25 protein-coding genes and 1 tRNA gene are annotated in these 25,051 nt (G+C 53.5%); 11 read left to right on the top strand and 15 right to left on the bottom strand.

Going from position 1 to position 25,051, the window contains the following annotated elements:
- Positions 1 to 85: 85 nt before the first annotated feature.
- A complete protein-coding gene (locus tag JKP81_RS13070; RefSeq protein WP_200552087.1) occupies positions 86 to 2,797 on the bottom strand; it encodes an RHS repeat-associated core domain-containing protein in 2,712 nt (903 codons plus the stop codon).
- A 492-nt stretch (positions 2,798 to 3,289) separates the two neighbouring features.
- Positions 3,290 to 3,365 (bottom strand) — tRNA-Phe (locus JKP81_RS13075).
- Positions 3,366 to 3,548: 183 nt separating this feature from the next.
- On the opposite strand from JKP81_RS13075, the gene JKP81_RS13080 reads away from it, so the two are divergent.
- Positions 3,549 to 4,394 carry an AraC family transcriptional regulator gene (locus JKP81_RS13080; RefSeq protein WP_200552088.1) on the top strand — a complete coding sequence of 282 codons (846 nt, stop codon included), beginning with the start codon at positions 3,549 to 3,551 and terminating at the stop codon, positions 4,392 to 4,394.
- Between the two features lie 37 nt (positions 4,395 to 4,431).
- Complete coding sequence (locus tag JKP81_RS13085; RefSeq protein ID WP_200552089.1) at positions 4,432 to 5,037, top strand: LysE family translocator; 606 nt, start codon at positions 4,432 to 4,434, stop codon at positions 5,035 to 5,037.
- On the opposite strand, the gene JKP81_RS13090 is transcribed toward JKP81_RS13085, so the two are convergent.
- From JKP81_RS13090 to aspA, 5 genes are all read right to left on the bottom strand, one after another.
- Positions 5,034 to 5,609 carry a transcriptional regulator gene (locus tag JKP81_RS13090; RefSeq protein WP_200552090.1) on the bottom strand — a complete coding sequence of 192 codons (576 nt, stop codon included), beginning with the start codon at positions 5,607 to 5,609 and terminating at the stop codon, positions 5,034 to 5,036. The genes JKP81_RS13085 and JKP81_RS13090 overlap by 4 nt on opposite strands.
- 47 nt (positions 5,610 to 5,656) lie before the next feature.
- Positions 5,657 to 7,348 (bottom strand): protein-disulfide reductase DsbD, encoded by a 1,692-nt coding sequence (locus JKP81_RS13095; RefSeq protein ID WP_200552091.1) that lies wholly within the window; start codon positions 7,346 to 7,348, stop codon positions 5,657 to 5,659.
- Positions 7,324 to 7,647, bottom strand: coding sequence for a divalent cation tolerance protein CutA (gene cutA, locus JKP81_RS13100; RefSeq protein ID WP_200552092.1), 324 nt, complete (start codon positions 7,645 to 7,647; stop codon positions 7,324 to 7,326). The genes JKP81_RS13095 and cutA overlap by 25 nt, the downstream gene beginning before the upstream one ends.
- A gap of 84 nt (positions 7,648 to 7,731) precedes the next feature.
- A complete protein-coding gene (locus JKP81_RS13105) occupies positions 7,732 to 9,033 on the bottom strand; it encodes an anaerobic C4-dicarboxylate transporter (RefSeq protein ID WP_200552093.1) in 1,302 nt (433 codons plus the stop codon).
- 112 nt (positions 9,034 to 9,145) lie between these two features.
- On the bottom strand, positions 9,146 to 10,582 hold the full coding sequence (gene aspA, locus JKP81_RS13110; RefSeq protein WP_200552094.1) for an aspartate ammonia-lyase: 1,437 nt from the start codon (positions 10,580 to 10,582) through the stop codon (positions 9,146 to 9,148).
- A gap of 337 nt (positions 10,583 to 10,919) precedes the next feature.
- Between aspA and JKP81_RS13115 the strand changes: the two genes are divergently transcribed.
- On the top strand, positions 10,920 to 11,390 hold the full coding sequence (locus tag JKP81_RS13115) for an FxsA family protein (protein ID WP_200552095.1): 471 nt from the start codon (positions 10,920 to 10,922) through the stop codon (positions 11,388 to 11,390).
- Positions 11,391 to 11,421: 31 nt separating this feature from the next.
- Here the strand turns inward: JKP81_RS13115 and yjeH are convergent, their stop codons facing one another.
- A complete protein-coding gene (gene yjeH, locus JKP81_RS13120) occupies positions 11,422 to 12,678 on the bottom strand; it encodes an L-methionine/branched-chain amino acid transporter (protein ID WP_200552096.1) in 1,257 nt (418 codons plus the stop codon).
- Positions 12,679 to 12,919: 241 nt separating this feature from the next.
- Between yjeH and JKP81_RS13125 the strand changes: the two genes are divergently transcribed.
- From JKP81_RS13125 to JKP81_RS13140, 4 genes are all read left to right on the top strand, one after another.
- Entirely contained in the window at positions 12,920 to 13,213 is a 294-nt protein-coding gene (locus JKP81_RS13125; RefSeq protein ID WP_007372708.1) for a co-chaperone GroES, read from the top strand.
- 44 nt (positions 13,214 to 13,257) lie between these two features.
- On the top strand, positions 13,258 to 14,904 hold the full coding sequence (gene groL, locus JKP81_RS13130) for a chaperonin GroEL (RefSeq protein WP_200552097.1): 1,647 nt from the start codon (positions 13,258 to 13,260) through the stop codon (positions 14,902 to 14,904).
- Between the two features lie 379 nt (positions 14,905 to 15,283).
- Positions 15,284 to 15,637: a DUF4156 domain-containing protein gene (locus tag JKP81_RS13135; RefSeq protein WP_065369904.1), complete on the top strand. Its 354-nt coding sequence runs from the start codon at positions 15,284 to 15,286 to the stop codon at positions 15,635 to 15,637.
- A 333-nt stretch (positions 15,638 to 15,970) separates the two neighbouring features.
- Positions 15,971 to 17,608 (top strand): methyl-accepting chemotaxis protein, encoded by a 1,638-nt coding sequence (locus JKP81_RS13140; protein ID WP_200552098.1) that lies wholly within the window; start codon positions 15,971 to 15,973, stop codon positions 17,606 to 17,608.
- A 72-nt stretch (positions 17,609 to 17,680) separates the two neighbouring features.
- On the opposite strand, the gene epmB is transcribed toward JKP81_RS13140, so the two are convergent.
- Positions 17,681 to 18,709, bottom strand: coding sequence for an EF-P beta-lysylation protein EpmB (gene epmB, locus JKP81_RS13145; RefSeq protein ID WP_200552099.1), 1,029 nt, complete (start codon positions 18,707 to 18,709; stop codon positions 17,681 to 17,683).
- A gap of 40 nt (positions 18,710 to 18,749) precedes the next feature.
- On the opposite strand from epmB, the gene efp reads away from it, so the two are divergent.
- The 3 genes from efp (at position 18,750) to ecnB (ending at position 19,759) form a co-directional block, all read left to right on the top strand.
- The gene (gene efp / locus JKP81_RS13150; protein ID WP_017459193.1) at positions 18,750 to 19,316 is read left to right on the top strand and encodes an elongation factor P; all 567 of its coding nucleotides are present in this window, start codon (positions 18,750 to 18,752) and stop codon (positions 19,314 to 19,316) included.
- Positions 19,317 to 19,375: 59 nt separating this feature from the next.
- On the top strand, positions 19,376 to 19,507 hold the full coding sequence (locus JKP81_RS13155) for an entericidin A/B family lipoprotein (protein WP_071925253.1): 132 nt from the start codon (positions 19,376 to 19,378) through the stop codon (positions 19,505 to 19,507).
- Between the two features lie 105 nt (positions 19,508 to 19,612).
- Positions 19,613 to 19,759, top strand: coding sequence for a lipoprotein toxin entericidin B (gene ecnB, locus JKP81_RS13160; RefSeq protein WP_020456213.1), 147 nt, complete (start codon positions 19,613 to 19,615; stop codon positions 19,757 to 19,759).
- Between the two features lie 29 nt (positions 19,760 to 19,788).
- On the opposite strand, the gene JKP81_RS13165 is transcribed toward ecnB, so the two are convergent.
- Positions 19,789 to 20,391 carry a LuxR C-terminal-related transcriptional regulator gene (locus JKP81_RS13165; RefSeq protein WP_020456214.1) on the bottom strand — a complete coding sequence of 201 codons (603 nt, stop codon included), beginning with the start codon at positions 20,389 to 20,391 and terminating at the stop codon, positions 19,789 to 19,791.
- 265 nt (positions 20,392 to 20,656) lie between these two features.
- Between JKP81_RS13165 and sugE the strand changes: the two genes are divergently transcribed.
- Positions 20,657 to 20,974, top strand: coding sequence for a quaternary ammonium compound efflux SMR transporter SugE (sugE, locus tag JKP81_RS13170; protein WP_200552100.1), 318 nt, complete (start codon positions 20,657 to 20,659; stop codon positions 20,972 to 20,974).
- On the opposite strand, the gene blc is transcribed toward sugE, so the two are convergent.
- The 5 genes from blc to frdA all read right to left on the bottom strand — a co-directional run bounded on the left by blc (position 20,971) and on the right by frdA (position 24,880).
- Positions 20,971 to 21,501 carry an outer membrane lipoprotein Blc gene (blc, locus tag JKP81_RS13175; RefSeq protein ID WP_200552101.1) on the bottom strand — a complete coding sequence of 177 codons (531 nt, stop codon included), beginning with the start codon at positions 21,499 to 21,501 and terminating at the stop codon, positions 20,971 to 20,973. The two genes, sugE and blc, sit on opposite strands and share 4 nt — an antisense overlap.
- A gap of 85 nt (positions 21,502 to 21,586) precedes the next feature.
- Positions 21,587 to 21,946 carry a fumarate reductase subunit FrdD gene (frdD, locus tag JKP81_RS13180; protein WP_017459187.1) on the bottom strand — a complete coding sequence of 120 codons (360 nt, stop codon included), beginning with the start codon at positions 21,944 to 21,946 and terminating at the stop codon, positions 21,587 to 21,589.
- Between the two features lie 10 nt (positions 21,947 to 21,956).
- Positions 21,957 to 22,352: a fumarate reductase subunit FrdC gene (gene frdC / locus JKP81_RS13185; RefSeq protein WP_200552102.1), complete on the bottom strand. Its 396-nt coding sequence runs from the start codon at positions 22,350 to 22,352 to the stop codon at positions 21,957 to 21,959.
- 10 nt (positions 22,353 to 22,362) lie between these two features.
- Positions 22,363 to 23,097, bottom strand: coding sequence for a succinate dehydrogenase/fumarate reductase iron-sulfur subunit (locus tag JKP81_RS13190; protein WP_200552103.1), 735 nt, complete (start codon positions 23,095 to 23,097; stop codon positions 22,363 to 22,365).
- Positions 23,090 to 24,880 carry a fumarate reductase (quinol) flavoprotein subunit gene (frdA, locus tag JKP81_RS13195; protein ID WP_200552104.1) on the bottom strand — a complete coding sequence of 597 codons (1,791 nt, stop codon included), beginning with the start codon at positions 24,878 to 24,880 and terminating at the stop codon, positions 23,090 to 23,092. Before frdA ends, JKP81_RS13190 begins: the two co-directional genes overlap by 8 nt.
- Positions 24,881 to 25,051: the final 171 nt, after the last annotated feature.

A 25,051-nucleotide genomic window follows, 5' to 3' on the forward strand; every position in this document is an offset into this window, starting at 1 on the left:
TCGTATGGAAAAACAAGGCGCTGCGATTTTCCGCAGAACAATGCGGTGTGCTACAGCACGCCTCGTTTTGACAGAATGCAGAGATTTACACCTGTAACTCGCTGACAAATTGCGTCAGTCGAACCGATTTTTTAATCCCTTTCATTTTTGAACCGATATAACTTAACCGCTCCAGAGGCACTAAAACGGGAAGGGGAGTACCAGAATGTAAATCTTCAGGAGACCACATTTGTTCTGGCTTACCAATAATATGTGCCTCTTTAACGCCAGTAGTCAGATCAAACCAGGACGTTTTGCCTTCGACAGCATAGAGCTCTCTTCTTAATTCAGCTTCTGTTTTGTTTTTCCAGTCTTCGCCAATGACCTTGGCCATCAAAAGTTCTTGTTTCTTTAAATGCGCAGTTAAGTTCTTTCTATTTTTTAAACCTTCGAAATTCTTTGTATATCTGGCAACCGTTAAGCCTTCCGCATCAATGGCATAAAAATGCCGTTCGTTAGGCATATCAAAAGCAAAATCTTTCATCCCTAGCTCCGTTTCTGCTGTATACAGAATAGGTTCCTCCGCCTTTCCATTGTTATACCGTCCTAGTGTTCCTGCATCGTTGATTCCTCCTGATGCTGAAAAACCACCGGCTTTAATAATGTCTTCTGGAGAGCGTGTGTCTGCTCTGTATAGTGTAAGGATATTCGTTTCGACGACGATTCCTCTTTCTTCATCAGAAGTCGCTGTGACTTTAGTGCGTTCGCGTTTGAGCATTCGGCCGTCAGCATCAATATTTTTAACAGGATTATTTTTTACAAAGGCATATAAATTTACGCCGTCCACCGTCCCCGCCGGGTCTGCATTCAGCCATCTGCCTGCCCAGGGTTGGTAGTAGCGAAAACCGTAGTAGTACAGCCCTGTCGCATCCCGCTCCTTGCTCATGTAGCGAATGGTTTTGTCATCTGCTTCCGACTGGCTGCGCGATGTCCACACCGCGGTGCCTCCGTAGGGGTAGTACTCTTCCCGACTGATGACCTTGCCAGTGCCATCCACTTCTAATTCGCTGCTGCCTGTCAGGTTACCGTAGCTGTAACGTATCTGGTCATCAATAGCTCCGGTGGTCCGGTGTAGTATCCGTACACCGTCCATAACGATGCTCTGCAGAACATCGTTTTCAACGCCGTCATTCAGTGTCGTTCTTATCTCCAGCCCCGGTAAATAAAGTGTGCGCTGGCCCAGAATATTGCTCCCTGCCTTTTGCTGACTGATTTTGAGGATGCGCTGGCTCTTCGCATCATATCGGTACATTTCATAGTCAGATGGCTGCCCGTCGCGAGTCACTGGCGTCACCCCCATGAGTTCGCCTCTGGAGGTCCATGTCAGAGATTGTCCGGGAACGAGTTGTTTCTGGTTTCCCCCCGCCATAAACAGGCTCTCCACTTTATCCGCTGTGTCTGCCAGTGAACGCAGTACTCCCCGGTTACTGCTATTGGAAACGGTGATCGCAGTGGTATACCGGTTACCGGTTGCTGGGGCGCTGTGCTGGATTTGCGTCAAGTTGCCCCCGGAATCATAGCGGTAAGAACGAAGCCACGCTGTGTAGGCGTTGCTATCCGACACCAGAGGGACTGCGGGAGAAGGCCCGGTGAGATTTTGGTCAACAATCCCGGCCATTTCCCGCCCGGTAGCGTTGACCAACTGGTACAAGCTGTCGTAATTGTATGTATTTTCTGGCACGACCCTCTGATTTCGCCAGAACAAGGTCTCTTCTGCATTATTGGTGACGCGTAGGACATTACCTACCGGGTCGTAGAGGTATTGCAGATCTTGCAATACCTTCTCACCTGAGGGGTGGCCTGCAGGGCGTTCTGTTTTTATTGCTGAGAGGCGCTGTGTTTGTGGCTCGCGAATATAAGTAGTGATCACGCCATTACCGTGTTCTTCGCGTAGTATCTGACCCGCAGCCGAATAAGCCCGGGATTTGACAATGACCTGCTCAACTTTCCCCGCCACTCTCAGCCATGAGCCAGAAAGCATTCCTGCCACATTATATGCGACGCGTTGTATATTGCCGGCGGCATCTGTGGCAGTTAATACAGCGCCCGTGGCATCGGACGTAGTGAGGGTTGTATACGATTCCGGCGCTAATTGATCATTCCAGGCTGATGCGTCTTCTCCTGTCCAGTCGGGGGAGCTGCCTGGGTTATCCGCATCTTTCAGCAACTGGCGGGTGACAGACAGATTAATGCCCGTTATAGCCATACTGTCGGTCTGAGCCAGACCCGCCGTATCGTAGTGACGTACACATGATCCGGCCAGGTTCCAGGCTTGCTCCGTTGGCGTTGCTCCGGCGTAGACAAAGCGTTCTGTAATCCGGGACGGAGTATCCCGGGAATTCTGCTCTGTTATGGATAACGGCCTGCCGGGGAGAGTGCTCTCTTCATATTGCCAGGTGAAGACAGCGCCTTCTGCGGTGACGTCCAGAAATGGGCGTCCGGTAGCGTCACTCAGGGATATCGTCGTGCCGGCATCGACGCTCTCCGTACGCAGTACCGTTCCGAAGAGGGAAGTAAGGTAAGTAAAATTGGGACGGATTGACGGGTCGCTTTGCTGTAATTCATATAGCCGTGGGTCGGTGCTCTGCACCAGAAAGTTCCGGGCATTATAGTGATGGCGGGTAACACGCTCGTCCGTGGACTCCAGGTTTTCCGGATGGCGATAATACTGGATCTCCCGGACTGTCTGCCCACGGTTATTCAGGACATTAACGGTAGGTGTTTTGCGAAAAAGCTCGTACTGTACCTGCGCGTTCATTTTCAGACTCCCGTTAAGGATATCAATGCCAGCCGTTGTCAAAAGTTATACGTTTATCCTCGCCCAACAAACAGCGAGCGCCTGAGCGGCAGTGGTTAAAAGCGATCAGCGAGTGAGGGCATCACCTTTTAATTGGATCGGTGTTCGCTGTATAAAACATAAGCAATTTTTGGGAGATTACCAGGCGTAGAACGCTGTCCTTTCTGTGCCTGTCCGGTGATATTCCGCATAGGGTCGAGAGAGTTACATGCCCCTTTCATGCTGCCTCGGAGAGATGACTCACTTCTAAACAAGGAGAGTGATCAGCAGATATACGCAGAGCGCATCAATATGTTTCCAGGATTTTTCATGTGGTTTTGTTGGGCGAATCAGACGTGACCGTTCAACAAGCACAAACGGAGTCGCTTGCGGCGAATAATCGAATGCAGTTCGATGAAGGTGTCGGGAGCAGAAAAGCAAAAACCCGCCTTTTGGGCGGGTTCTCTGAATAAGTGGTGCCCGGACTCGGAATCGAACCAAGGACACGGGGATTTTCAATCCCCTGCTCTACCGACTGAGCTATCCGGGCAACGGGGCGCATTAAACCTTAATCGTATTAAGGCGTCAACTTTATTTCCTTCAATTCTATCCAGTTGCTCAACTTTGCGGCAATCTGCGCATTTGCACGGCACAAATCGACCCTTGCACAAATCTTCCAGACTTTTACCTTAAGGAGATGAATGCTAACTTCCGGTGGCACGTTGGAGGCGATATGGCGAAAGACTGGCTGGAACTGCGGCAACACGCGGATACGGGAATTGAAACCATCCGCGCCCATTTTGAAGGGCACGCTTACGATCCGCACTGGCACGACAGCTATCTGGTGGGCATTACGCTTTCCGGGACGCAGCAGTTTCACTGTCGGCGGGAGCGCCACCGTAGCACGCCGGGCGATGCCTTTTTGCTGGAACCGGGTGAGATCCATGATGGTGACGCCCCGGTTGAAGGCGGGTTTACCTATCTGACCTTTTACCTTGATGATCGCTGGCTCAGCGACACGTTACGTGGCCTGTATGAATCGGTCCCGTCCAGCTATTCACTGCATTTTTCCCACACTATCGCCAGGGAACCGCAACTGATCCGCGCAATTGCGCACACCTTTTACGCACTGCACAGCGAAGAGATGCGCATCGTCCAGCAAAGCGCCATGGATGGGCTGCTCAGCCAGCTTACGCACCATTGCCAGTGGCGCAAACGGCTGCCGTCGCAGTTGCAAAGTACAGCCATTGCACACCGTGCGCGTGATTATCTGCATGCGCACATTGGCGACAACGTTGGCCTTTCGGATCTGGCGCGGGAGACGGGAACCGATCGCTTTACGCTGACACGCTGCTTTAAACGCGAGTTCCACTTAAGCCCGCACGCCTGGCTGATTCAGCTGCGACTGGCCACCGCACGTTCGCAACTGGCGAAAGGGGAGACGCCAGCAGGCGTTGCTGCCGCGCTGGGATTTGCCGATCAAAGCCATCTTGGACGCTGGTTCCAGCGCGCCTACCGCCTCTCGCCCGCGCAATACCGCAGGCTGTGCACAAATCTTCCAGACGACGACGGCAAATAACGCGACAGTCTAAGGCTCATTAATAAGGAGCCTGCCTGTGAACCCGTTTTATAGCTATCTGCCGTTTTTACTCTTCGCCTTTGTGGCGTCGATTACGCCTGGCCCAACCAACATTTTGATCCTGACCAGCAGCCAGCGCTTTGGTATCAAAGCGACGTTGCCTGCGGTGGTGAGCGCCTGCGTGGCGGCCAGCCTGATTGTGTTTATTTCCGGCGCGGGTGCGGGTGAAGTGTTGCGCAGTTATCCGCTGGTGCGTGAGGTGATGAACTGGGCGGGGGCGTTGTGGTTAAGCTGGCTGAGCTGGCAATTATTTACCGCGCCCGCGGCCGATTTGCAGGGCGAAGCGCAGCGACCGTTTAGCGGCCGTGCGGCGGCAATGCTGCAACTGATTAACCCGAAAACCTGGATGATGGCGCTGGCGGTGGTCAGCCTGTTTGCCCCGCACGGCGCGCATCCGCTACGCGAGGTGTCGTTGCTGTCGCTGTGGTTTTTGTTGATCTCTCTGCTGTGCCTGAGCGCGTGGACGCTGCTCGGCAAGGCGGTCAACCGGCTGTTTCGCACCACCACATCGCTGCTCTGGTTTCAGCGAGTGATGGCACTGTGCCTGTTGCTCTCCGCGTGGGCGGGATTTCTGGGCGCTTAGGTCAGCGCGCCGCCCTGGCGGCAGCGGGCAAAACGCAGAATATCTTCCGCCAGCCGCTGGGCCGTATCAACATCGGCCTGGCTGCGGTTAACCAGCATCCTGCTCAGACAACCCTCCAGCACCAGCTCCATCTGCTTCGCCACCATCGCCGGATCGTCCACTTCTAACTGCGTCAGCAACTGATGCGAGAAATCATGGGCGTCGCGCTTTTGCTGATCGGCAAGCTGGTGGATCGGGTGCGCCGGGTCCGGGAAGAAGGTGCAGGCGGCAATAAACAAACAACCTGGATAGCGGTTATTGCTCACGCACTCAGTGAGCGCGCCGTAGCGCGCCAGCAGTTTTTGCTCATTGCTGAGCGTCTCATCCAACAGCAGTTGCCTGCGCCAGACATCCACCTGTTGGCTGAGATAACGCAGCGCGTCATACAGCAGCGCCTCTTTGTCTGGCCAGAAACGGCGGAACTCATCGATGGGATAGTCGATGCGCTCGGCAACCATTTCAAGAGTGGTGTCCGCAATCCCTCTTAATTCAAGTAATTGCAAAGTTTGACTCAAAACGTCTTCGCGTTGCACGGTGATATCCTCCGTTATCTGAAGCTCACTCCCCCACAAAGTGTTGTTTACGGGGCGTGATTGCGCAAATGCGCGGCGAACGCAGCGGCGTCCATAAACCCGGTCACCCGGGCTGCCGGTTGCTCATGACCTTGCGCGTCGAAAAACAGAATCGTTGGCAGACCCAGCACATTGAGATGGCGCAGCAGCGCGGCGTCCTGGGCGTTGTTGGCCGTTACGTTGGCCTGCAATAACACGGTATCTTTCAGCGCAGCCTGTACGCCGGCGTCGCTAAAGGTGTACTTCTCAAACTCTTTACATGCCACACACCAGTCGGCGTAGAGATCCAGCATCACCGGGCGGCCGTTAGCCCGCGCCAGCGCCTGGTTCAGGTCGTCGACGGTCGAAACCGGCGTGAACGCCAGCGGCGAGTGCGTCTGCGCGGTGGGGGCACCAAACGCCCAATCCTGTAACGGACGCGCGCAGACCAGTGCCGCGCCGAGCAGCGCGATTTGCAGCACGCGGACAAACGCACGCTTCGCGCCCAGACTGGTGATAAATGCCCAGCCGAAAAACGCCACGCCGAGCAGCGACCACAGCCGCAGCCCCCAGGTTTCACCGAGCACGCGCTCCAGCAGAAAGACCGGTAGGGCGAGGATCACAAAGCCAAAAGCGGTTTTGACCTGCTCCATCCACGGCCCGCTTTTCGGCAGTAACCGGTTGCCGAAGACGGTCACGAGGATCAGCGGCAGGCCCATGCCCAGCGCGTAAAGATAGAGCGTGCCGCCACCGAGCCACAGGTTACCGCTTTGCGCAATATAGAGCAGGATGGCGCTTAACGGCGCGGTGGTGCAGGGCGAACAAATCAGCCCGGCTATCGCGCCCATGGCAAACACACCGCCCACGGAGCCGCCCTGCTGGCGGTTGCTCCACAGGGTTAAACGGGTCTGCAGCGCAGAAGGAAGCTGTAAGGTAAACAGGCCGAACATCGACAGCGCCAGCAGCGTGAACATCACCGACAGGCCAATCAGCACGTACGGGTGTTGCAGTGCCGCCTGGAATGATAAACCTGCTGCCGCAACAACCAGCCCCAGCGCCGTATAGGTAAGCGCCATCCCTTGCACGTAGATAAACGCCAGCAGCAGCGCGCGCGGTGTGGCAAGGCGCTGTTTTCCGCCAAGCACAATGCCGGAAATCAGCGGGTACATTGGCAGCACACACGGCGTAAACGCGATGCCGATGCCGATCAACAGCGCCCACAGCGCAGAGAAGGGAAGCTGGCTTGCAGTGGTTTCCTGCGGTGCGGCCGGTGGCGCATTTACCGGTGTAGCCGCCGCGACTTCCATCAGCGGCACCACTTTGGTTTCCGGCGGATAACAGAACCCGGCATCGGCGCAGCCCTGGTAAGTGACGGTCAGCGTCGCGCCTTTTGCCGCCGCGTTGATATCGAGCGGCAGGTTCAGCCGTTTACGGTAGATTTCCGTTTTGCCGTAGAACTCGTCTTCATGCATCTCCCCTTTGGGCAGCGTTAACGCGCCAATAGTTGCCTGCGCCGGGGTGACGCGAATTTGCTGGCGATAAAGGTAGTAACCCTCTTTAACCTGCCAGTTGAGCGTTAAATCGTGCTGATGCTGCTGAAAATCAAAGGTAAACGCCTGGTCGGCGGGCACAAAACTGGAGCGACCGGGCGCGTCGAATAAGCCCGCAAAAGCGGATGTGCTGCACAGCAGCAGGATCAGCGTAAAGATGCGTTGAGCCATGAGAGGTAATCGTAATCTCCGTGGGTGACGGGTAAAGCCAGTAATTCCGGGGTTTTGTAAGGATGGTGCGATTTGATGCTGGCGAAGAGGTCTTCGAGATGTGCGACGTCGGTTTTAAGCAGCAGTTGCACTTCATACTCTTGTTCGAGTTTGCCTTCCCAGTAATAGAGCGAAGTCGCGCCCGGCAAAATGGTGACACATGCAGCGAGCTTATCTGCCAGCACTTTGGCCGCCAGATCCTGGGCGGTGGCTTCATCCGGGGCGGTGCAGAGTACAACAACGGCGTCAGGCGTGTTCATCGTCAACCTCGTAAGCGCGAAAGCAACGACTATACCACGCGAAGTGAGAGGAGCGGGCCGCCGGGCGACCCGATTTTAAGACCTTTACAACAAGATACCGCCGAAGATAAAGCCCAGCACGACGCACAGGGCGATGGCGATCACGCCGGGAACGAGGAACGCATGGTTAAAAACAAACTTGCCGATGCGCGTTGAGCCGGTGTCATCCATTTCGACCGCCGCCAGCAGAGTTGGGTAAGTTGGCAGCACAAACAGCGCGGAAACGGCGGCAAACGACGCAATTGCCGTCAGCGGGGTGACACCGAGCAGCAGCGCGGCAGGCATCAGCGCTTTGGTGGTTGCGGCCTGGGAATAGAGCAGCGTTGCGGCGAAAAACAGCACCACCGCCAGCAGCCATGGGTAGCTGTGCAGCAGATCGCCTGCCACCATCTGGATATCTTCAATATGGTGTTTCACGAAGGTATCGCCGAGCCACGCCACGCCGAGCACACAAATACAGGCGCTCATACCGGATTTGAAGGTGCTGGCGTTAAGAATTTCACCGGTGTCGATTTTGCAGGTCAGGCAAATCAGCGTGGCGATGGTCAGCATAAACACCACAATCGCTTCGTTACGCGGCAGCACCGGGTTAGTGATTAAGCCAACGGTCGGGCTAATGGCGGTGGCGTAGAGCATGACCGCGACAATACCAATCAGGAACAGTAGCACCGAACGTTTAGCATGCGGCTTCATGGCAAAAACCTGGCTGCCGCGCAGCTTCACTTCGCCTTTTGCCAGGCGCTCCTGGTACACCGGATCATCTTTCAGCTCACAGCCGAGGAAGTTACAGACCACCGCCGTCAACATGACGGCAATCAGCGTCACCGGAATACAGATTGCCAGCAGTGTCAGATAGCTGACGCCAAGCGGTTCGAGGATGCCGGCAAAAAAGACCACCGCCGCGGAGATGGGCGACGCGGTAATCGCAATTTGCGAGGCGACGACAGCAATCGACAGCGGACGCGACGGGCGAATGCCTTGCTCTTTCGCCACTTCGGTAATTACTGGCAGCGTGGAAAACGCGGTGTGTCCGGTACCCGCGAGAATGGTCATAAACCAGGTGACCAGCGGCGCGAGAAAGGTGATGTACTTCGGATGGCGGCGCAGCATTTTTTCCGCCAGGTTCACCAGATAATCCATCCCGCCCGCTACCTGCATGGCAGCGATAGCGGCGATGACCGCCATAATAATTTCTATGACATCGAAGGGAATCGCCCCGGGTTTGATTTGAAAGAACAGGGTGAGAACCAGTACACCAAGGCCACCGGCAAAACCAATGCCGATGCCGCCTAATCTGGCGCCAAGGTAGATAGCAATCAGGACGAGGACAAGCTCTGCAGCAAACATAGTTGGCTTCCTTGTTTAACTAAGTGATATCGAATTGTTATAGTTTAGTAACCATCCAAAAGAAAAAGGCACGTCGCTCAGGACGTGCCTTTTGTCTTTCTAACCGTCGGAATTACTGTTCGCTTTCATCGGTATAACGCTTCGCTTTATAGGCCGGGTGCATCAGGTTTTGCGCAGAGAAGATGTCATCCAGCTCTGTTTCCGTCAGCAGGCCGCGCTCCAGCACGACTTCACGCACGCTCTTACCGGTTTCGGCGCAAATCTTGCCAACGATGTCGCCGTTGTGGTGGCCGATAAACGGGTTGAGGTAGGTGACGATGCCGATGGAGTTGTAGACGTAGCCTTCGCATACTTCTTTGTTGGCGGTAATACCGTTGATGCATTTTTCCAGCAGGTTGTAGCAGGCGTTGGTCAGAATATGCACCGACTCAAACATGGCCTGGCCAATCACTGGCTCCATCACGTTCAACTGCAACTGTCCCGCTTCGGACGCCATGGTGACGGTGGTGTCGTTGCCGATCACTTTAAAGCACACCTGGTTCACCACTTCCGGCACCACCGGGTTCACTTTCGCCGGCATGATGGAGGAACCCGCCTGCAATTCCGGCAGGTTGATTTCATTCAGCCCGGCGCGCGGCCCGGAGGAGAGCAGGCGCAAGTCGTTACAGATTTTGGAGAGCTTCACCGCCAGGCGTTTCAGCGAGCTGTGCACCATCACGTAGGCGCCGCAGTCGGAGGTCGCTTCAATCAGGTCTTCCGCCGGAACCACCGGCAGGTTACTCACTTCCGCCAGTTTTTGTACGGCCAGTTGCTGGTAGCCGTCCGGGGTGTTGAGACGCGTACCGATTGCCGTTGCGCCAAGGTTCACTTCCAGCAGCAGTTCGGCGGTACGCAGCAGGTTTTTGGTTTCTTCATTCAGCAGCACGTTGAAAGCGTGGAACTCCTGACCCAGAGTCATCGGCACCGCGTCCTGCAACTGGGTGCGGCCCATTTTCAGGATATCCTTGAACTCCACGGCTTTGTTTTCGAAGCCTTCGCCAAGCTGTTTGATGGCATCAACCAGTTTAACGATGGAGGCGTACACCGCGATGCGGAACCCGGTTGGGTAGGCGTCGTTGGTGGACTGGCATTTGTTAACATGATCGTTCGGGTTGAGGAACTGGTATTCACCTTTCTGATGGCCCATCAGCTCAAGACCGATGTTCGCCAGTACTTCGTTGGTGTTCATGTTCACGGAGGTGCCCGCGCCGCCCTGATAGACGTCTACCGGGAACTGATCCATGCATTTGCCATTGTTGAGGACCTCATCACATGCGGCAACGATAGCGTTGGCGATACTTTTCGGGATGGTTTGCAGCTCTTTGTTCGCCAGCGCTGCCGCCTTTTTCACCATCACCATGCCACGGACAAACTCAGGAATGTCGCTGATTTTGCTGTTGCTGATATAAAAGTTTTCAATCGCTCTCAGAGTATGCACGCCGTAGTAGGCATCCGCTGGCACTTCCCTGGTACCTAACAAGTCTTCTTCGATACGAATGTTGTTTAACATGTGAACCTTCTTTTTCAAGCTACGAATGAATACACCAAACACACAATATTAATGTGGTTATGTGTCTTTTTCGACCGACGATTATCCCCTTAATCGGCCGGATGTCTGAAATTATATGCTGAAGGAAAGGAAATTCCGTAATCGGGATCACTTATTATCCCCGTCAATGCATCATAATTAATAATATGTGAAATAAGTCACCGCTTCGTAACAGACAAAAATTTACAACCGCCGCGAAATTGAATTTTTTGCATTTGCCACCATTTGGTAGGGATGCGATTTGCAAACCCATTTCGGCAGACGCTTTGACGCGGCTGTCCATTGACAGGAGAAGCCAGTGCGCTGGATACCGTTTATTGCAGTCTTTTTATACGTTTACATCGAGATCTCGATCTTTATTCAGGTCGCGCATGTTTTTGGCGTACTGATGACACTGATTCTGGTGATCTTCACCTCGGTGATTGGCATGTCGCTGGTACGCAACCAGGGATTTAAGAACTTTTTGCTGATGCAACAGAAGATGGCGGCAGGCGAAAGCCCGGCGGCGGAGATGATCAAAAGCGTTTCGCTGATTATCGCTGGCTTGTTGCTGGTGCTGCCGGGGTTCTTTACCGACTTCCTGGGTCTGCTGTTGCTGTTACCCCCGGTACAAAAACACCTGACGCTGAAACTGATGCCGCATTTACGTTTTTCGCGGATGCCGGGCGGCGGGTTTGGCGCGGGGGGGACTGACGGGCAGACATTTGAGGGCGAATATCAGCGCAAAGACAATCCGCGCGATCGTCTGGATAACAAAGATGATCGCTGATTATTGACGCCCGGCAATGCCGGGCTTCTTTTTATGGTTGGGCGGAATGAATGGATGTTGTGCGGCGCTTTGGCAGCAGCAACCACAATGCGAACAGCATGAACACCGCGTAAAGGCTCTTCCAGCCGGGGATCACCAACAGCAGCAAACATAAAGCACTTCCGAGTACCGCCAGTGCTTTAAACCGCCCTTTCAACAAGCGGCAGCCCGCCAGCATGCACAGCAGATAAATCATGATGAAAATACCGTTCGCGTAGATGATCAGCGTATCAAGATTCACGCTGAAGGCATAAATCGTGAGGGTGCAGAACATGCAGCAGATAATCACCGCGTTCAGCGCATTCAAGGGCAACTGGCGTCTGGAGAGTTTTGCCAGTGCGCTATCCGGTTTGTATGCCGCCTGCGACCACACCAGCCGGGCAAAACTCTGGATATAGATATTCAGGCTGGCGAAACAGGCCAGATAACCAATAATGCAGGCAATCCACAGCGCCTGTTTACCAAACAACTCGACGACAATCACCGGCAACGACGCCGCTGCGCCCTGTGCGTGCCAGGCATCGAAATGCAGCACCACAACGGTACAGGCCCAGTAAACCGATCCCGCCAGCAGCAGGCCAATCATCAGCGCGCGGGGGAAATCCCGCTCGGGGTTTTTGAATTCAGAGGCCAGATGGGCGAAAGCTTCAAGCCCGACGAAACACCAGAACATCACCGCCAGCGAGGCCGACATCGCCGAAACGGGTACCTGCGAGATCGGTGGAAAGGGAATATCGCTGAAGCTAATGCCGCCGCGCCACCAGATCGCCACAATTAACGCCACGATCAACCCGGCGATAATCGATTGCAGGTTCGCGCTGGAACCTGCGCCTCGTGTACCCAGCAGCCAAATCAGCGCCAGTGTACCCAGCTCCGTCATCAACAATTGCGGACCCTGCCAGCCAAACATGCCTTGCCAGAAACCGGCAGCAATGTGCAGCGCGGCAGGCAATCCGACCGGGATAACAGAGAGAAACAACCAGCCCGTTACGCGTTCAAGACGCGGGCCGAAGGCCATCCCGACGAAATACGCCACACCGCCCGCGCTGGGGAAGTGGCGGCCCAGCGCGGCAAAAACAATGGCTACCGGGAACACGAGCAGGATCAGTAACGGCCATGCCCACAGGCTGCTGTTGCCCGCCGCCAGCGCGGCCAGCGCCGGAACGGCGAACACGCCGGTGCCCAGTAAGGAGGTGGAAAGTAACCCAATGCCCTGAGCCAGCCCCAGCTCTTGTTTTAATCCGCTCATTGTCTTTTGTCTGCTTATCGTCAGGAGCGTCGATGTTATCACAATCAGATTTGCTGATGACTGCGCAAGCCCCTGTCAGCAATGGTGGCTTATGTGCGGATAAACTTTCGCAAATTTTTTTTGCTGCTCCCCCTTGAAGGGGGAAAAAGCCAACCCCATCTCTCAGGTCACCAGCCGGACAACCGTTTGTGGCCCGGCGTCATCCATAACTGATAAAGACTTTCTCAAAGGAGAGCTATCAATGAGTATTCGTCCGTTACATGATCGTGTGATCGTCAAACGTAAAGAAGTTGAGTCTAAATCTGCTGGCGGTATCGTGCTGACCGGTTCTGCGGCAGGTAAATCAACTCGTGGCGAAATCATCGCTGTCGGTAAGGGCCGCATCCTGGAAAACGGTACTGTGCAACCGCTGGACGTGAAAGTGGGTGATATCGTGATTTTCAACGATGGTTACGGTGTGAAAGCTGAGAAGATCGACAACGAAGAAGTGCTGATCATGTCCGAAAGCGACATTCTGGCAATTGTGGAAGCGTAACAGCGCGCGCGAACGAACCTGAACGAATTTAAGGAATAAAGAAAATGGCAGCTAAAGACGTAAAATTCGGTAATGACGCTCGTGTAAAAATGCTGCGCGGCGTGAATGTTCTGGCAGATGCAGTGAAAGTTACCCTCGGTCCGAAAGGCCGTAATGTGGTTCTGGATAAATCTTTCGGTGCACCGACCATCACCAAAGATGGTGTTTCTGTAGCACGTGAAATCGAACTGGAAGATAAGTTCGAAAACATGGGCGCGCAGATGGTGAAAGAAGTGGCTTCCAAAGCGAACGACGCTGCGGGCGACGGTACCACCACTGCAACCGTACTGGCGCAGTCCATCATCACCGAGGGTCTGAAAGCCGTTGCTGCGGGCATGAACCCGATGGATCTGAAACGTGGTATCGATAAAGCTGTCGCTGCTGCGGTTGATGAGCTGAAAGCCCTGTCTGTACCGTGCTCTGACTCTAAAGCCATTGCACAGGTTGGTACTATCTCCGCTAACTCCGACGAAACCGTAGGTAAATTGATCGCCGAAGCGATGGACAAAGTCGGTAAAGAAGGCGTGATCACCGTTGAAGACGGTACCGGTCTGCAGGACGAACTGGACGTGGTTGAAGGTATGCAGTTTGACCGCGGTTACCTCTCTCCTTACTTCATCAACAAGCCGGAAACTGGCGCAGTAGAACTGGAAAGCCCGTTCATCCTGCTGGCTGATAAAAAAATCTCCAACATCCGCGAAATGCTGCCGGTTCTGGAAGCCGTTGCGAAAGCAGGCAAACCGCTGCTGATCATCGCTGAAGATGTTGAAGGCGAAGCACTGGCAACGCTGGTGGTGAACACCATGCGCGGTATCGTGAAAGTGGCTGCGGTTAAAGCACCTGGCTTCGGCGACCGTCGTAAAGCGATGCTGCAGGACATCGCAACTCTGACCGGTGGTACCGTGATTTCTGAAGAAATCGGTATGGAACTGGAAAAAGCGACCCTGGAAGATCTGGGCCAGGCTAAACGCGTTGTGATCAACAAAGACACTACCACCATCATCGATGGCGTGGGTGAAGAAGCGGCAATTCAGGGTCGTGTGACTCAGATTCGCCAGCAGATCGAAGAAGCCACTTCCGATTACGACCGTGAAAAACTGCAAGAGCGCGTAGCGAAACTGGCTGGCGGTGTTGCGGTAATCAAAGTTGGTGCGGCGACCGAAGTTGAAATGAAAGAGAAAAAAGCCCGCGTTGAAGATGCGCTGCACGCAACCCGTGCTGCCGTTGAAGAAGGCGTGGTAGCAGGTGGTGGCGTGGCGCTGATTCGCGTAGCCAGCAAAATCGCTGACCTGAAAGGTCAGAACGAAGATCAGAACGTGGGTATCAAAGTTGCGCTGCGCGCGATGGAAGCTCCGCTGCGTCAGATCGTGCTGAACTGCGGTGAAGAGCCGTCTGTTGTGGCGAATACCGTTAAAGCTGGCGACGGCAACTACGGTTACAACGCGGCTACCGAAGAGTACGGCAACATGATCGACATGGGTATCCTGGATCCGACGAAAGTGACCCGTTCTGCTCTGCAGTACGCGGCATCTGTAGCTGGCCTGATGATCACCACCGAGTGCATGGTGACTGACCTGCCGAAAGGCGATGCACCGGACTTAGGTGCTGCTGGTGGTATGGGCGGCATGGGCGGTATGGGCGGCATGATGTAATCGCTGCCGAACACGCGTTCAGGGCGACCTGGCGCGAGTTCAACGAAAAAGAGCGGGCTTCGGCCCGCTCTTTTTTTATTGTTAACGTGAACACCACGTGCTGCGGACGCGCTCATCTTCAGCTCATGGTTCAGCCGTATTGTTTTTGGATTTTAACGAGCTGGCCAGGTACCTTTTAAGGCCGTTGGTACGCTTTTTCATGGCGTAATCGCTGCCGCTTTCAGTGACGTTGAATTTTTACACTTCGCTCCAGCCCTTTTTCACTATTTTCCCCAATTTGTGCGGCCTGAGATGGCGGCATTTTTCTTTTGGTCATCTTTTTAGTATAAGGTTTACACACGGGCGACATGCGTCCAGCTCATTGATTATGGGGAATAACATGTACGTAAAACATTTAGCAGGGATTATTGGCGCCTCGCTGTTGCTGGCAGGGTGTAGCAGCAGCAATGAATTGACAAGTGGTGGGCAGAACGTCCGCTTTGTCGAGGAGAAACCGGCGGCAACCTGCCAGTACCTCGGCACCGCCACGGGTTCACAGAGCAACTGGCTCTCTGGCCAGCATGGTGAGGAAGGCGGCTCGTTACGCGGCGCGGCGAATGCGTTGCGTAATCAGGCGGCGGCGATGGGCGGTAACGTGTTGTACAGCGTCTCAAGCCCAACACAAGGCTTCTTATCCAGCTTCGTGCCGACCGCCAGCGAAATGAATGCGCAAGTGTATAAATGCCCGAACTGAGATAGTTAATAGCGCCCCGCCAGTAATGGCGGGTGCGTGACTATATAAAATAATCTCTCTTTCATCCTCAATATGTTGCTTCTAGTTATTTAAGTATGAATAAGCGTGAATATAATTCCTCTGCTAATTAACCTTGCTATCATCCTGAATATTAAGTTTTCTTAAGATTTATCTAATGTGATTATATTCACAGCTTTGAATATATTTTTCACCAAAAAATTCATTCGTGACTAAAGTAATATTACGACTTGCCGATACCCCCCTTAGGACAAAAAACGAGGGACTGTATAATTTAACAATATATTTTATGCATGATGGTGTCGGGAGTTACTAATGAATATTACAAAGAGATTGTTACTTGCTTTCTCGTTACTGATCTTAAGCCTCATCGGCACTAATGTTATCGCTATATTATCTCTCTCCAAAATTGGTGATTCACAAAATTACTTCCAGGAAAATACGTTACCAAGTCTCGACGCAATGAATAAGGAGATGTTGCAAATCCTGAAGGTTCGTGGACAACTCTTTTTACATGGTTTGACGGATGATCCCGCCGGGATGGCAGAAATAAAACAGAGTGCAACAAAATTGTATGACGACCTCTACGCCATGCACCAGGGTTACATTAAAGATCTTACTTCTGACCAACATGATCAGGATTTATCCAATAAAACATTAAGTGATTTAGATAAGTTCCGTTCGGTAATGGACCAGTATTTTAAAGTATCTGAAAGTAATGACCGTGTTGCCATTATTAAGTCTATGCAGAAAGGTGGGTTTGTTGCGGATAACATTGCTCTGTTAATTAATGATTTCTCTGAGCAAGTGACCTACAACTCATCATTAGTTGCTAAGGCCGTTGAAGCAAACGACAATTTAATTTCCCGAGCAATGATGCTTTCATTAACGGCAACGCTCGCCGCAACCCTCATTCTGGGGCTGTTTGGGTTGTTCACTGTCCTTAATATCAAACGTCGCCTGAACGGCATGAAAGACGGCATGGTCACTATTAGCGAAAAACTGGATCTCAGCCATGCGTTACCGACAGGGCGTCTGGACGAAATCGGGCAGGCAGTAAGCGCATTTAATAATCTTGTTGAGCGTGTGGCTGAATCGCTGGCCATGGTGCGTGCTGCTTCCGGTTCTGTGAACACCGCCGCCAATGAGATAGCGCTGGGCAACAACGAACTCTCTGCGCGCACCGAGCAGCAATCTGCCGCCGTGGTTGAAACCGCTGCCAGTATGGAAGAGCTAAGTTCGACGGTAAAACAGAACGCAGAGAATGCGCATCAGGCCAGCCAGCTTGCCCTTACCGCCTCTGATACCGCATCTCAAGGTGGGAGCGTTGTCGGAGCCGCAGTCAGCCGCATGAAAGATATTATGGATAGTTCCAAACGTATTTCGGAAATTACGTCGGTCATCAACGGCATCGCTTTTCAGACCAATATTCTGGCGCTCAATGCGGCCGTTGAAGCGGCAAGAGCCGGAGATCAAGGGCGAGGTTTCGCCGTGGTGGCCGGTGAAGTGCGCTCATTAGCCCAGCGCAGTGCTCAGGCGGCAAAAGAGATTGAAGCGTTGATCAGCGAATCGGTCACGTTTGTTGAAGAGGGCTCGCGGCAGGTTGACCTGGCGGGCGAAACCATGAGCGGTATCGTCAACTCGGTGCTGCAGGTGAAAGATTTGATGCAGGAAATTGCCGCTGCATCCGACGAACAAAACCGTGGCATTTCGCAGATTGCCCAGGCGATGTCCGAGATGGATACCACCACTCAGCAGAACGCCGCGTTAGTTCAGGAATCGTCTGCGGCAGCCGGTAGCCTCGAAGATCAAGCCACCAAACTGCAACAGCTGGTTGATGTCTTCCGTTTGCCCGGTCAACAACCGGCTGTCGTGAAGTCTTCCGTGCTGCCAGTCAGACAGCCGCGCCCGGCAGTGGCGGGTGGCGGAGATGATGGATGGGAAACTTTTTAAGTTTTAGCGACGAGCCGCTGTAGGCTCGTCTGTTTCGCGGCTACGTTTGCTCTCATCGCGTAGCCGTTTTTTTTAACTCTGACGAAGCTGCAGATCCAGCGGTGTTTTACTGGGTTCCCCACCAATCTCACGCGCCAGTTTCGGCACCATATAACCCGATACCAGTGTCAGCAGTTCGCGCATAATCGTGCGTGCCTCTTCATCACTAACCATAAAGTGTGCAGCACCCTGTACTTTATCCAGCACATGCAGGTAATAAGGCATAACGCCCGCATCGAACAATGCATTACTTAAATCCGCCAGCGTTTGCGCATTATCATTCACGCCGCGCAGCAGCACGCTCTGGTTCAGCAGTGTGACATTGGCCTGACGCAGTTGCGCCATTGCATGGCGAAAATCATCACCAATTTCCTGCGCGTGGTTGATGTGGTTCACCAGCAGAATTTGCAGCGATGAGCGGGCAAAACGCGCACTTAGCGTATCGGTGATCCGCGCCGGAATCACAATCGGCAGACGGCTGTGAATGCGCAGGCGCTTGATATGTGGGATTGCTTCCAGTTGGGCAAGCAGCCAGTCCAGTTCATGATCTTTTGCCATCAGCGGATCGCCGCCGGAAAAAATGATCTCATCCAGTTCCGGGTGCACCGCGATATAGTCCAGCGCGCCTTGCCAGTTGCGTTTGTTGCCCTGGTTATCGGCATAAGGAAAGTGGCGACGGAAGCAATAACGACAATTTACCGCGCAGCCACCTTTAACCAGCAGCAGCGCTCGGTTGCGATATTTGTGCAGTAAACCGGGGACAACACTGCTCTGTTCTTCCAGCGGATCGGTGCTGAAACCTGGCGCGGCAATGAACTCTTCCTGTGAAGTAAGTACCTGACGCAGAAGAGGATCATGCGGGTTTCCCGGCTGCATGCGCGCTGCGAATGCGCGGGGAACGCGCAGCGGAAACAGGCGCTTTGCCGCACCGCCAGCGATTAAATTTTCATCAGTGTCTATCTTTAGAAGACGTAACAGTTCATCCGGATCGGTGATTACATCGGCAAGTTGTATTAACCAATCTTCTCTGGATGGGGTTTTTAGGGTTACAATATGCGCCATTTTGTGGCTTAGCTACCAGTTAACAATTTCAGAGGGCCTTATGGCGACTTACTATAGCAACGATTTTCGTGCCGGTCTTAAAATCATGATGGACGGCGAACCTTATGCGGTTGAAGCCAGCGAATTCGTTAAACCAGGCAAAGGCCAGGCTTTCGCACGCGTTAAACTGCGTCGTCTGCTGACCGGTACGCGTGTAGAAAAAACCTTCAAATCCACTGATTCCGCAGAAGGCGCGGACGTTGTCGATATGAACCTGACTTACCTGTACAACGACGGTGAGTTCTGGCACTTCATGAACAACGAAACTTTCGAACAGCTTTCCGCTGACGCAAAAGCCATTGGCGACAGCGAAAAATGGCTGCTGGATCAGGCTGAGTGCATCGTAACGTTGTGGAACGGCCAGCCTATCGCCGTTACCCCGCCGAACTTCGTTGAACTGGAGGTTATTGAAACCGATCCAGGTCTGAAAGGTGACACTGCAGGTACCGGCGGCAAACCGGCAACCCTGAGCACTGGCGCAGTGGTTAAAGTTCCGCTGTTCGTGCAGATTGGTGAAGTGATTAAAGTAGATACTCGCTCTGGCGAATACGTATCTCGCGTGAAATAATCCTCACGACGTCGGCGTAGCGCCGTGCTACGCCGTCGAACTTTGCAGGCAGGGATGATATGAAACGTCTGACGAAATTCTTCTCTCTACTTCTTATCAGTTGCGCACTGCTTTCCGGTTGCAATACCGCCCGAGGCGTTGGCGAAGACATTCAAAGTCTGGGCCATGTCATCTCTCGCGCAGCGAACTAAAACTTCCTCTCTTCCTAAAAATGCTTCCGCTCCGGTAACCTTCCGAATTTTGTCTATGCTTAAGTGGCTATACACAAACAATATTGGCTACAAAAGGAAGATATTATGGTTAAGAAGACAATTGCTGCGATCTTTTCTGTTCTGGTTCTTTCCTCAGTCCTGACGGCCTGTAACACCACGCGTGGTGTGGGAGAAGACATCTCCGATGGCGGTAACGCGATTTCTGGCGCGGCGTCAAAAGCGCAACAGTAATCACTGTCGGTACGGCGCTTGCCGTACCGTTAGTTTGAGTTTTCCGGCAGTGATAAGAACGGTGTAAAACGGTTTCCCATCCCCAGCTTCATTCTGATATTGCGCTTGTAGGTGTAAACGGTCTTACCGTTAATGCTGAGATTACTGGCAATCGCCTGGTTATTATTCCCTTCCATCCATAGCGTTAGTACTTTCTCTTCCTGCTTTGTCAGCAGCGGGGTAGCGATTTTCGGTATCGCCCGGATTGGGCGCGCCAGCACCATTGCGTCGATAATTTTCGCCAGTTTTTCCAGCGGTTCTGTTTTCAATAGCGTCGCCTGAATAGCAAACTGCGCGCAAAATTCTGACAGTTGCGCATCTTCGCCTGACTCTAACAACATCACCTGCGTGGGGTCGCTGCAAACGGAGAAAAACGACGCAAGCTGTTGAATATGATGTATTTCATTCTTGAATCCGTGAAGGTCGGCAATCACCAGGTCCGGTTGCCACTGCACAATATGTTCTTTGGCGAGCATCAAGTTATGCAACGCGGTTACCAGGAAGGAAGCGGGGAACAAATCGGGTTGATTGAGCCAGGATTCCATCCCTGTGCGGGTGAAGTAACAGCGGTCAATCACGAGAATCTTGAACATATTTTTCTTCGCAGTCAGAGAGTGGCGCACAACGTCCTGAATTCAGGAGAGCGGATTTATCATAGGGGGTAGATATGGTGAATAAATGCCGGAATTCCGCTGCGAACAGTGGCTATTTCTCGCTTTAAAACGCCTAAAATTGCGCAAGAACAAAAATATTGAAATAACGAGCCTAAAACGTCAAAATTTCCCTCTCTAACACGCCAAACGGGACGACCCGTTTGCGCTCATTCACAATGGGGACGGCCCCACACTGGAGCCAAAAATGTCCTGGTTAATTCTTCTTATTGCAGGTCTTCTTGAAGTGGTTTGGGCTATCGGCCTGAAATACACCCACGGTTTTACCCGGTTAACGCCAAGCATTATTACCGTGACGGCGATGGTGGCAAGCGTCGTGCTACTCTCATGGGCAATGAAAACGTTGCCGGTGGGAACGGCATACGCCATCTGGACCGGCATTGGCGCAGTCGGTGCCGCCGTCGCCGGCATTGTGCTGCTCGGCGAATCGGCAAGCCTGGCGCGTATCCTCAGCCTCTGTCTGATTGTGGCGGGCATTATCGGGTTGAAACTCAGCGCCCATTAATGGGGCTGGTTAATCCAGAGCAGTTTTTCCACAGCAAATCCCTGCCGGGCCGCAATATCGAGCATCTGCTGTTTTACGTCCGCCGGCAGGGTTGGCGTGCGTGACAGTATCCAGAGATAGTCTCGGTCCGGCCCGCAAACCAGCGCGTAGCGATAGTCATTGTCCAGCGCGAGAATGTTATAGCCCCCGTAGAAAGGGCCGAAGAAGGAGACTTTCAGCGCGGCTGTGCGTGAGTCACCGGTGAAATACGCCGTGCCGATGGCTTGCTGCCACATAGCGCGTTGTGTGTTGTAGCCGCGATTCACCACCGTCAAACCGCCATCGTCGCGCAGGCTATACGTGGCGGTGACCCTTTCCAACCCGCGTTCAAATGCGTGGTCAAAGCGGGCGATTTCGTACCATTTACCCAGATAGCGTTGCGTATTGAAGTCTTGTACGACGGTCACGCCGTCAGGAGGAGTGGGAGAACTACAGCCGGAAATGAACAGCGCAGCGATAATAGTCACGATGAGAAGCATCAGGCGCATGAGATTTTCCTTCCAGATCTTTTCTTTAGGGTATAGACGCTGGCGGGAAATTTGCTCTCCTGCTTACGCAGGAGAGCGACTGATATCAAAGAAATAACACACCGATCAGGGTAACGACGGTGAGAATGGCCGCAAGGCCATAAAACACCCATTTACCGCTGGGAACATGGATTTTTAAATCATGCATCATGTGGTGGATACGATGCAGACCGCACCACACCGGCAATACAATCATTAAAAAGATAAAGACGCGGCCAATAAAGCTTTGCGCAAACGCCAGCACGCGATCATAGCCGAGTGCGTCGCCGGGGTAGAATCCCAGCGGCAGCAACACGCCAATCAACAGCACGATAACCGGTGTGACAATCGCGCCCCACATACCGCCAGCGCCAAATAATCCCCAGAAAACGGGTTCGTCAGAACGTTTTGGATTCGGGTTAATCACGTTGGCCTCCTTACCAGAACAGTGCGACAAACAGGATCACCACGGTGACCACTGCCGTTACCACCCAAAGCCCTTTAATAACCGGCTCTGGACCCATTTTTTCGCCCTTAACAATAATGAGCTGCGCTTTCGGTGCCAGATCAAACCAGGTTTTGGTGTGCAGCAGCGCTGCCGCCAGCGCGATCAGGTTGAGGATCAGCACAATCGGGTTTTGCAGAAAATGCACAAACTCGCCCCAGCTTTCCGGCCCATGTTTCAGCGAAAACAGACCAAAGATCAGTTCGAGGCTGAACCAGACTGCCGCGACCGCCGTTCCTTCACGCAGCATATAGAAGCGATAAAACGGCAGGGTTTTCCACCAGGTTGATGGCATGGGACGAACCCAGGCTTTGCGTTTAGTCGTCATAATGCACTCCTTAGCGTGGTTTCAGGGTGGCGATAAGAAAGTCTTTCGAGCTTTCTACCTTGCCCTGCTGGATGGCGGCAGCCGGATCGACATGCTTCGGACAGACTTCCGAGCAGTAACCGACAAACGTACAGCTCCACACGCCGTTCTGGCTGTTGAGTTGCCCCATGCGCTCTTTCTTACCGTTGTCGCGGCTGTCGAGGTTATAGCGATGCGCCAGCGTGATCGCTGCCGGGCCAATAAACTCCGGATTCAGACCGAATTGCGGGCAAGCGGCATAACACAAACCGCAGTTGATACAGCCGGAGAACTGGTGATACTTCGCCATTTGCGCCGGAGTTTGCTTGCCGGGCCCCTGATCCGGCGTGCGCGTGTTACCAATAATGTAGGGCTTAATCGCTTCGAGGCTTTCGATAAAGTGAGTCATATCGACCACCAAATCGCGCTCGATTGGGAAGTTAGCCAGCGCTTCGACTTTTAGCCCTTTCTCGTAATCACGCAGAAAGGTCTTACAGGCGAGTTTTGGCACTTTGTTGATCATCATGCCGCAAGAGCCGCAAATCGCCATACGGCACGACCAGCGATAGCTCAGGTCCGGTGCGAGGTTGTCTTTGATATAGTTCAGCGCATCGAGCAGCGAAGTGGCTTCATCGTAGGGCACATCGTAAAAAACACTGTGCGGCGCGTTGTCCACTTCCGGGTTGTAACGGACAATCTCGATTTTCAGATTCTTCATCTCAGCCATTGTTCGTCTCCTTCTTCTCGGTCGCTTCAGCTTCAGCACCGTAGACGCGTTTTGCTGGCGGCAGCGTGGTGATCTTCACGTCGCTGTACTCCAGACGGGTCGCGCCATCGGCACCGCGGAACGCCAGCGTGTGCTTGAGGAAGTTAACGTCATCGCGCTCGGTACAGCCTTCATCCAGACGCTGATGCGCACCGCGAGACTCTTTACGTGCCAGCGCGGAGTGCGCCATACATTCGGCGACATTCAGGCCGTGGCCCAGTTCAATGGTGTAAAGGACATCGGTATTAAAGACGCTGGACGTGTCGGTGATGCGCACACGTTTAAAGCGCTCCTGCAACTCCGCCAGTTTATCCACGGTTTTCTGCATCAGCTCCGGCGTACGGTAGATGCCGCAACCTTCTTCCATGGATTCACCCATTTCATCGCGGATTTTCGCCCAGCTTTCGGTGCCGTCCTGATTCACCAGAGCTTTCAGGCGTTTTTCCACGTCGGCGGCTTGTGCGTTCAGCGCACTGTCATTGGCCTCGGTTGCGGTTGCGGCGCGTTCCATAGCGCGTTCACCAGCAAGACGGCCAAACACCACCAGTTCCGCCAGCGAGTTCGAACCCAGACGATTTGCGCCGTGCAGGCCGACAGAAGAGCACTCACCCACGGCAAACAGACCCTTGATGCGGGATTCGCAGTTTTGATCGGTTTCGATACCGCCCATGGTGTAGTGCGCGGTTGGGCGTACCGGAATCGGCTCTTTAATGGGATCGACGCCAACATAGGCTTTCGCCAGCTCGCAGATAAACGGCAAACGTTCGTTAATTTTCTTCGCGCCAAGATGACGCAAATCGAGATGCACCACATCGCCACGCGGCGTGGAGATGGTGTTGCCTTTGCGCCACTCGTGCCAGAACGCCTGCGACACTTTGTCGCGCGGGCCAAGCTCCATATATTTGTTTTTCGGCTCGCCGAGCGGCGTTTCCGGGCCCATGCCGTAATCCTGCAAATAGCGATAGCCGTTCTTGTTGACGAGGATCCCGCCTTCACCACGGCAACCTTCGGTCATCAGAATGCCGGAGCCGGGCAGGCCGGTCGGGTGATACTGCACAAACTCCATATCGCGCAGCGGCACGCCGTGCGCCAGCGCCATGCCCATGCCGTCGCCGGTGACAATGCCGCCGTTGGTGTTGTAACGGTAAACGCGGCCCGCGCCGCCCGTTGCCATCACCACCGCATTGGCGCGGATTTGCACCAGCGTACCTTCCATCATATTCATGGCCACCAGCCCACGGGCATGGTTGTCATCGACCAGGATATCCAGTACGAAATGCTCATCGAAACGTTGGATTTGTGGGAACTGAAGGGATGTCTGGAACAGGGTATGCAGCATATGGAAGCCGGTTTTATCGGCGGCGAACCAGGTGCGTTCGATTTTCATCCCGCCGAAACGGCGCACATTGACCGTGCCGTCAGGACGGCGGCTCCACGGACAGCCCCACTGTTCAAGCTGGGTCATCTCTGTCGGGCAATGATGCACAAAATAGTCAACGACATCCTGTTCGCAGAGCCAGTCACCGCCAGCAACGGTATCGTGGAAATGGTACTCGAAGCTGTCATGATCCTGGGCGACGGCGGCAGAGCCGCCTTCCGCAGCAACGGTATGGCTGCGCATGGGATAGACTTTTGAAATCAGTGCGATTTTGGCGTTGGGGTGGGCTTGCGCCGCAGCGATCGCGGTGCGTAATCCCGCTCCGCCTGCGCCAATCACAGCGATATCGGCTTGAAAGGTATGCACGACATTCCTCCAGATTATTGTTGTTCCGCAACGATAAGCCTGAAGCGCTCAAGGTAGTTGCGGATATGTTCCACTGCTCCTTTTTGGGTACGGGCAGTATAACCGTAGAGATTCGGGGGAAATTTGATGCGTTCGATTTTTTTGCTGTTCTATGCGGTGATATGTCATCGA

Origin of the sequence: Kosakonia sp. LAM2021 (assembly GCF_016620385.1) — a bacterium.
GTDB lineage: Bacteria > Pseudomonadota > Gammaproteobacteria > Enterobacterales > Enterobacteriaceae > Kosakonia > Kosakonia sacchari.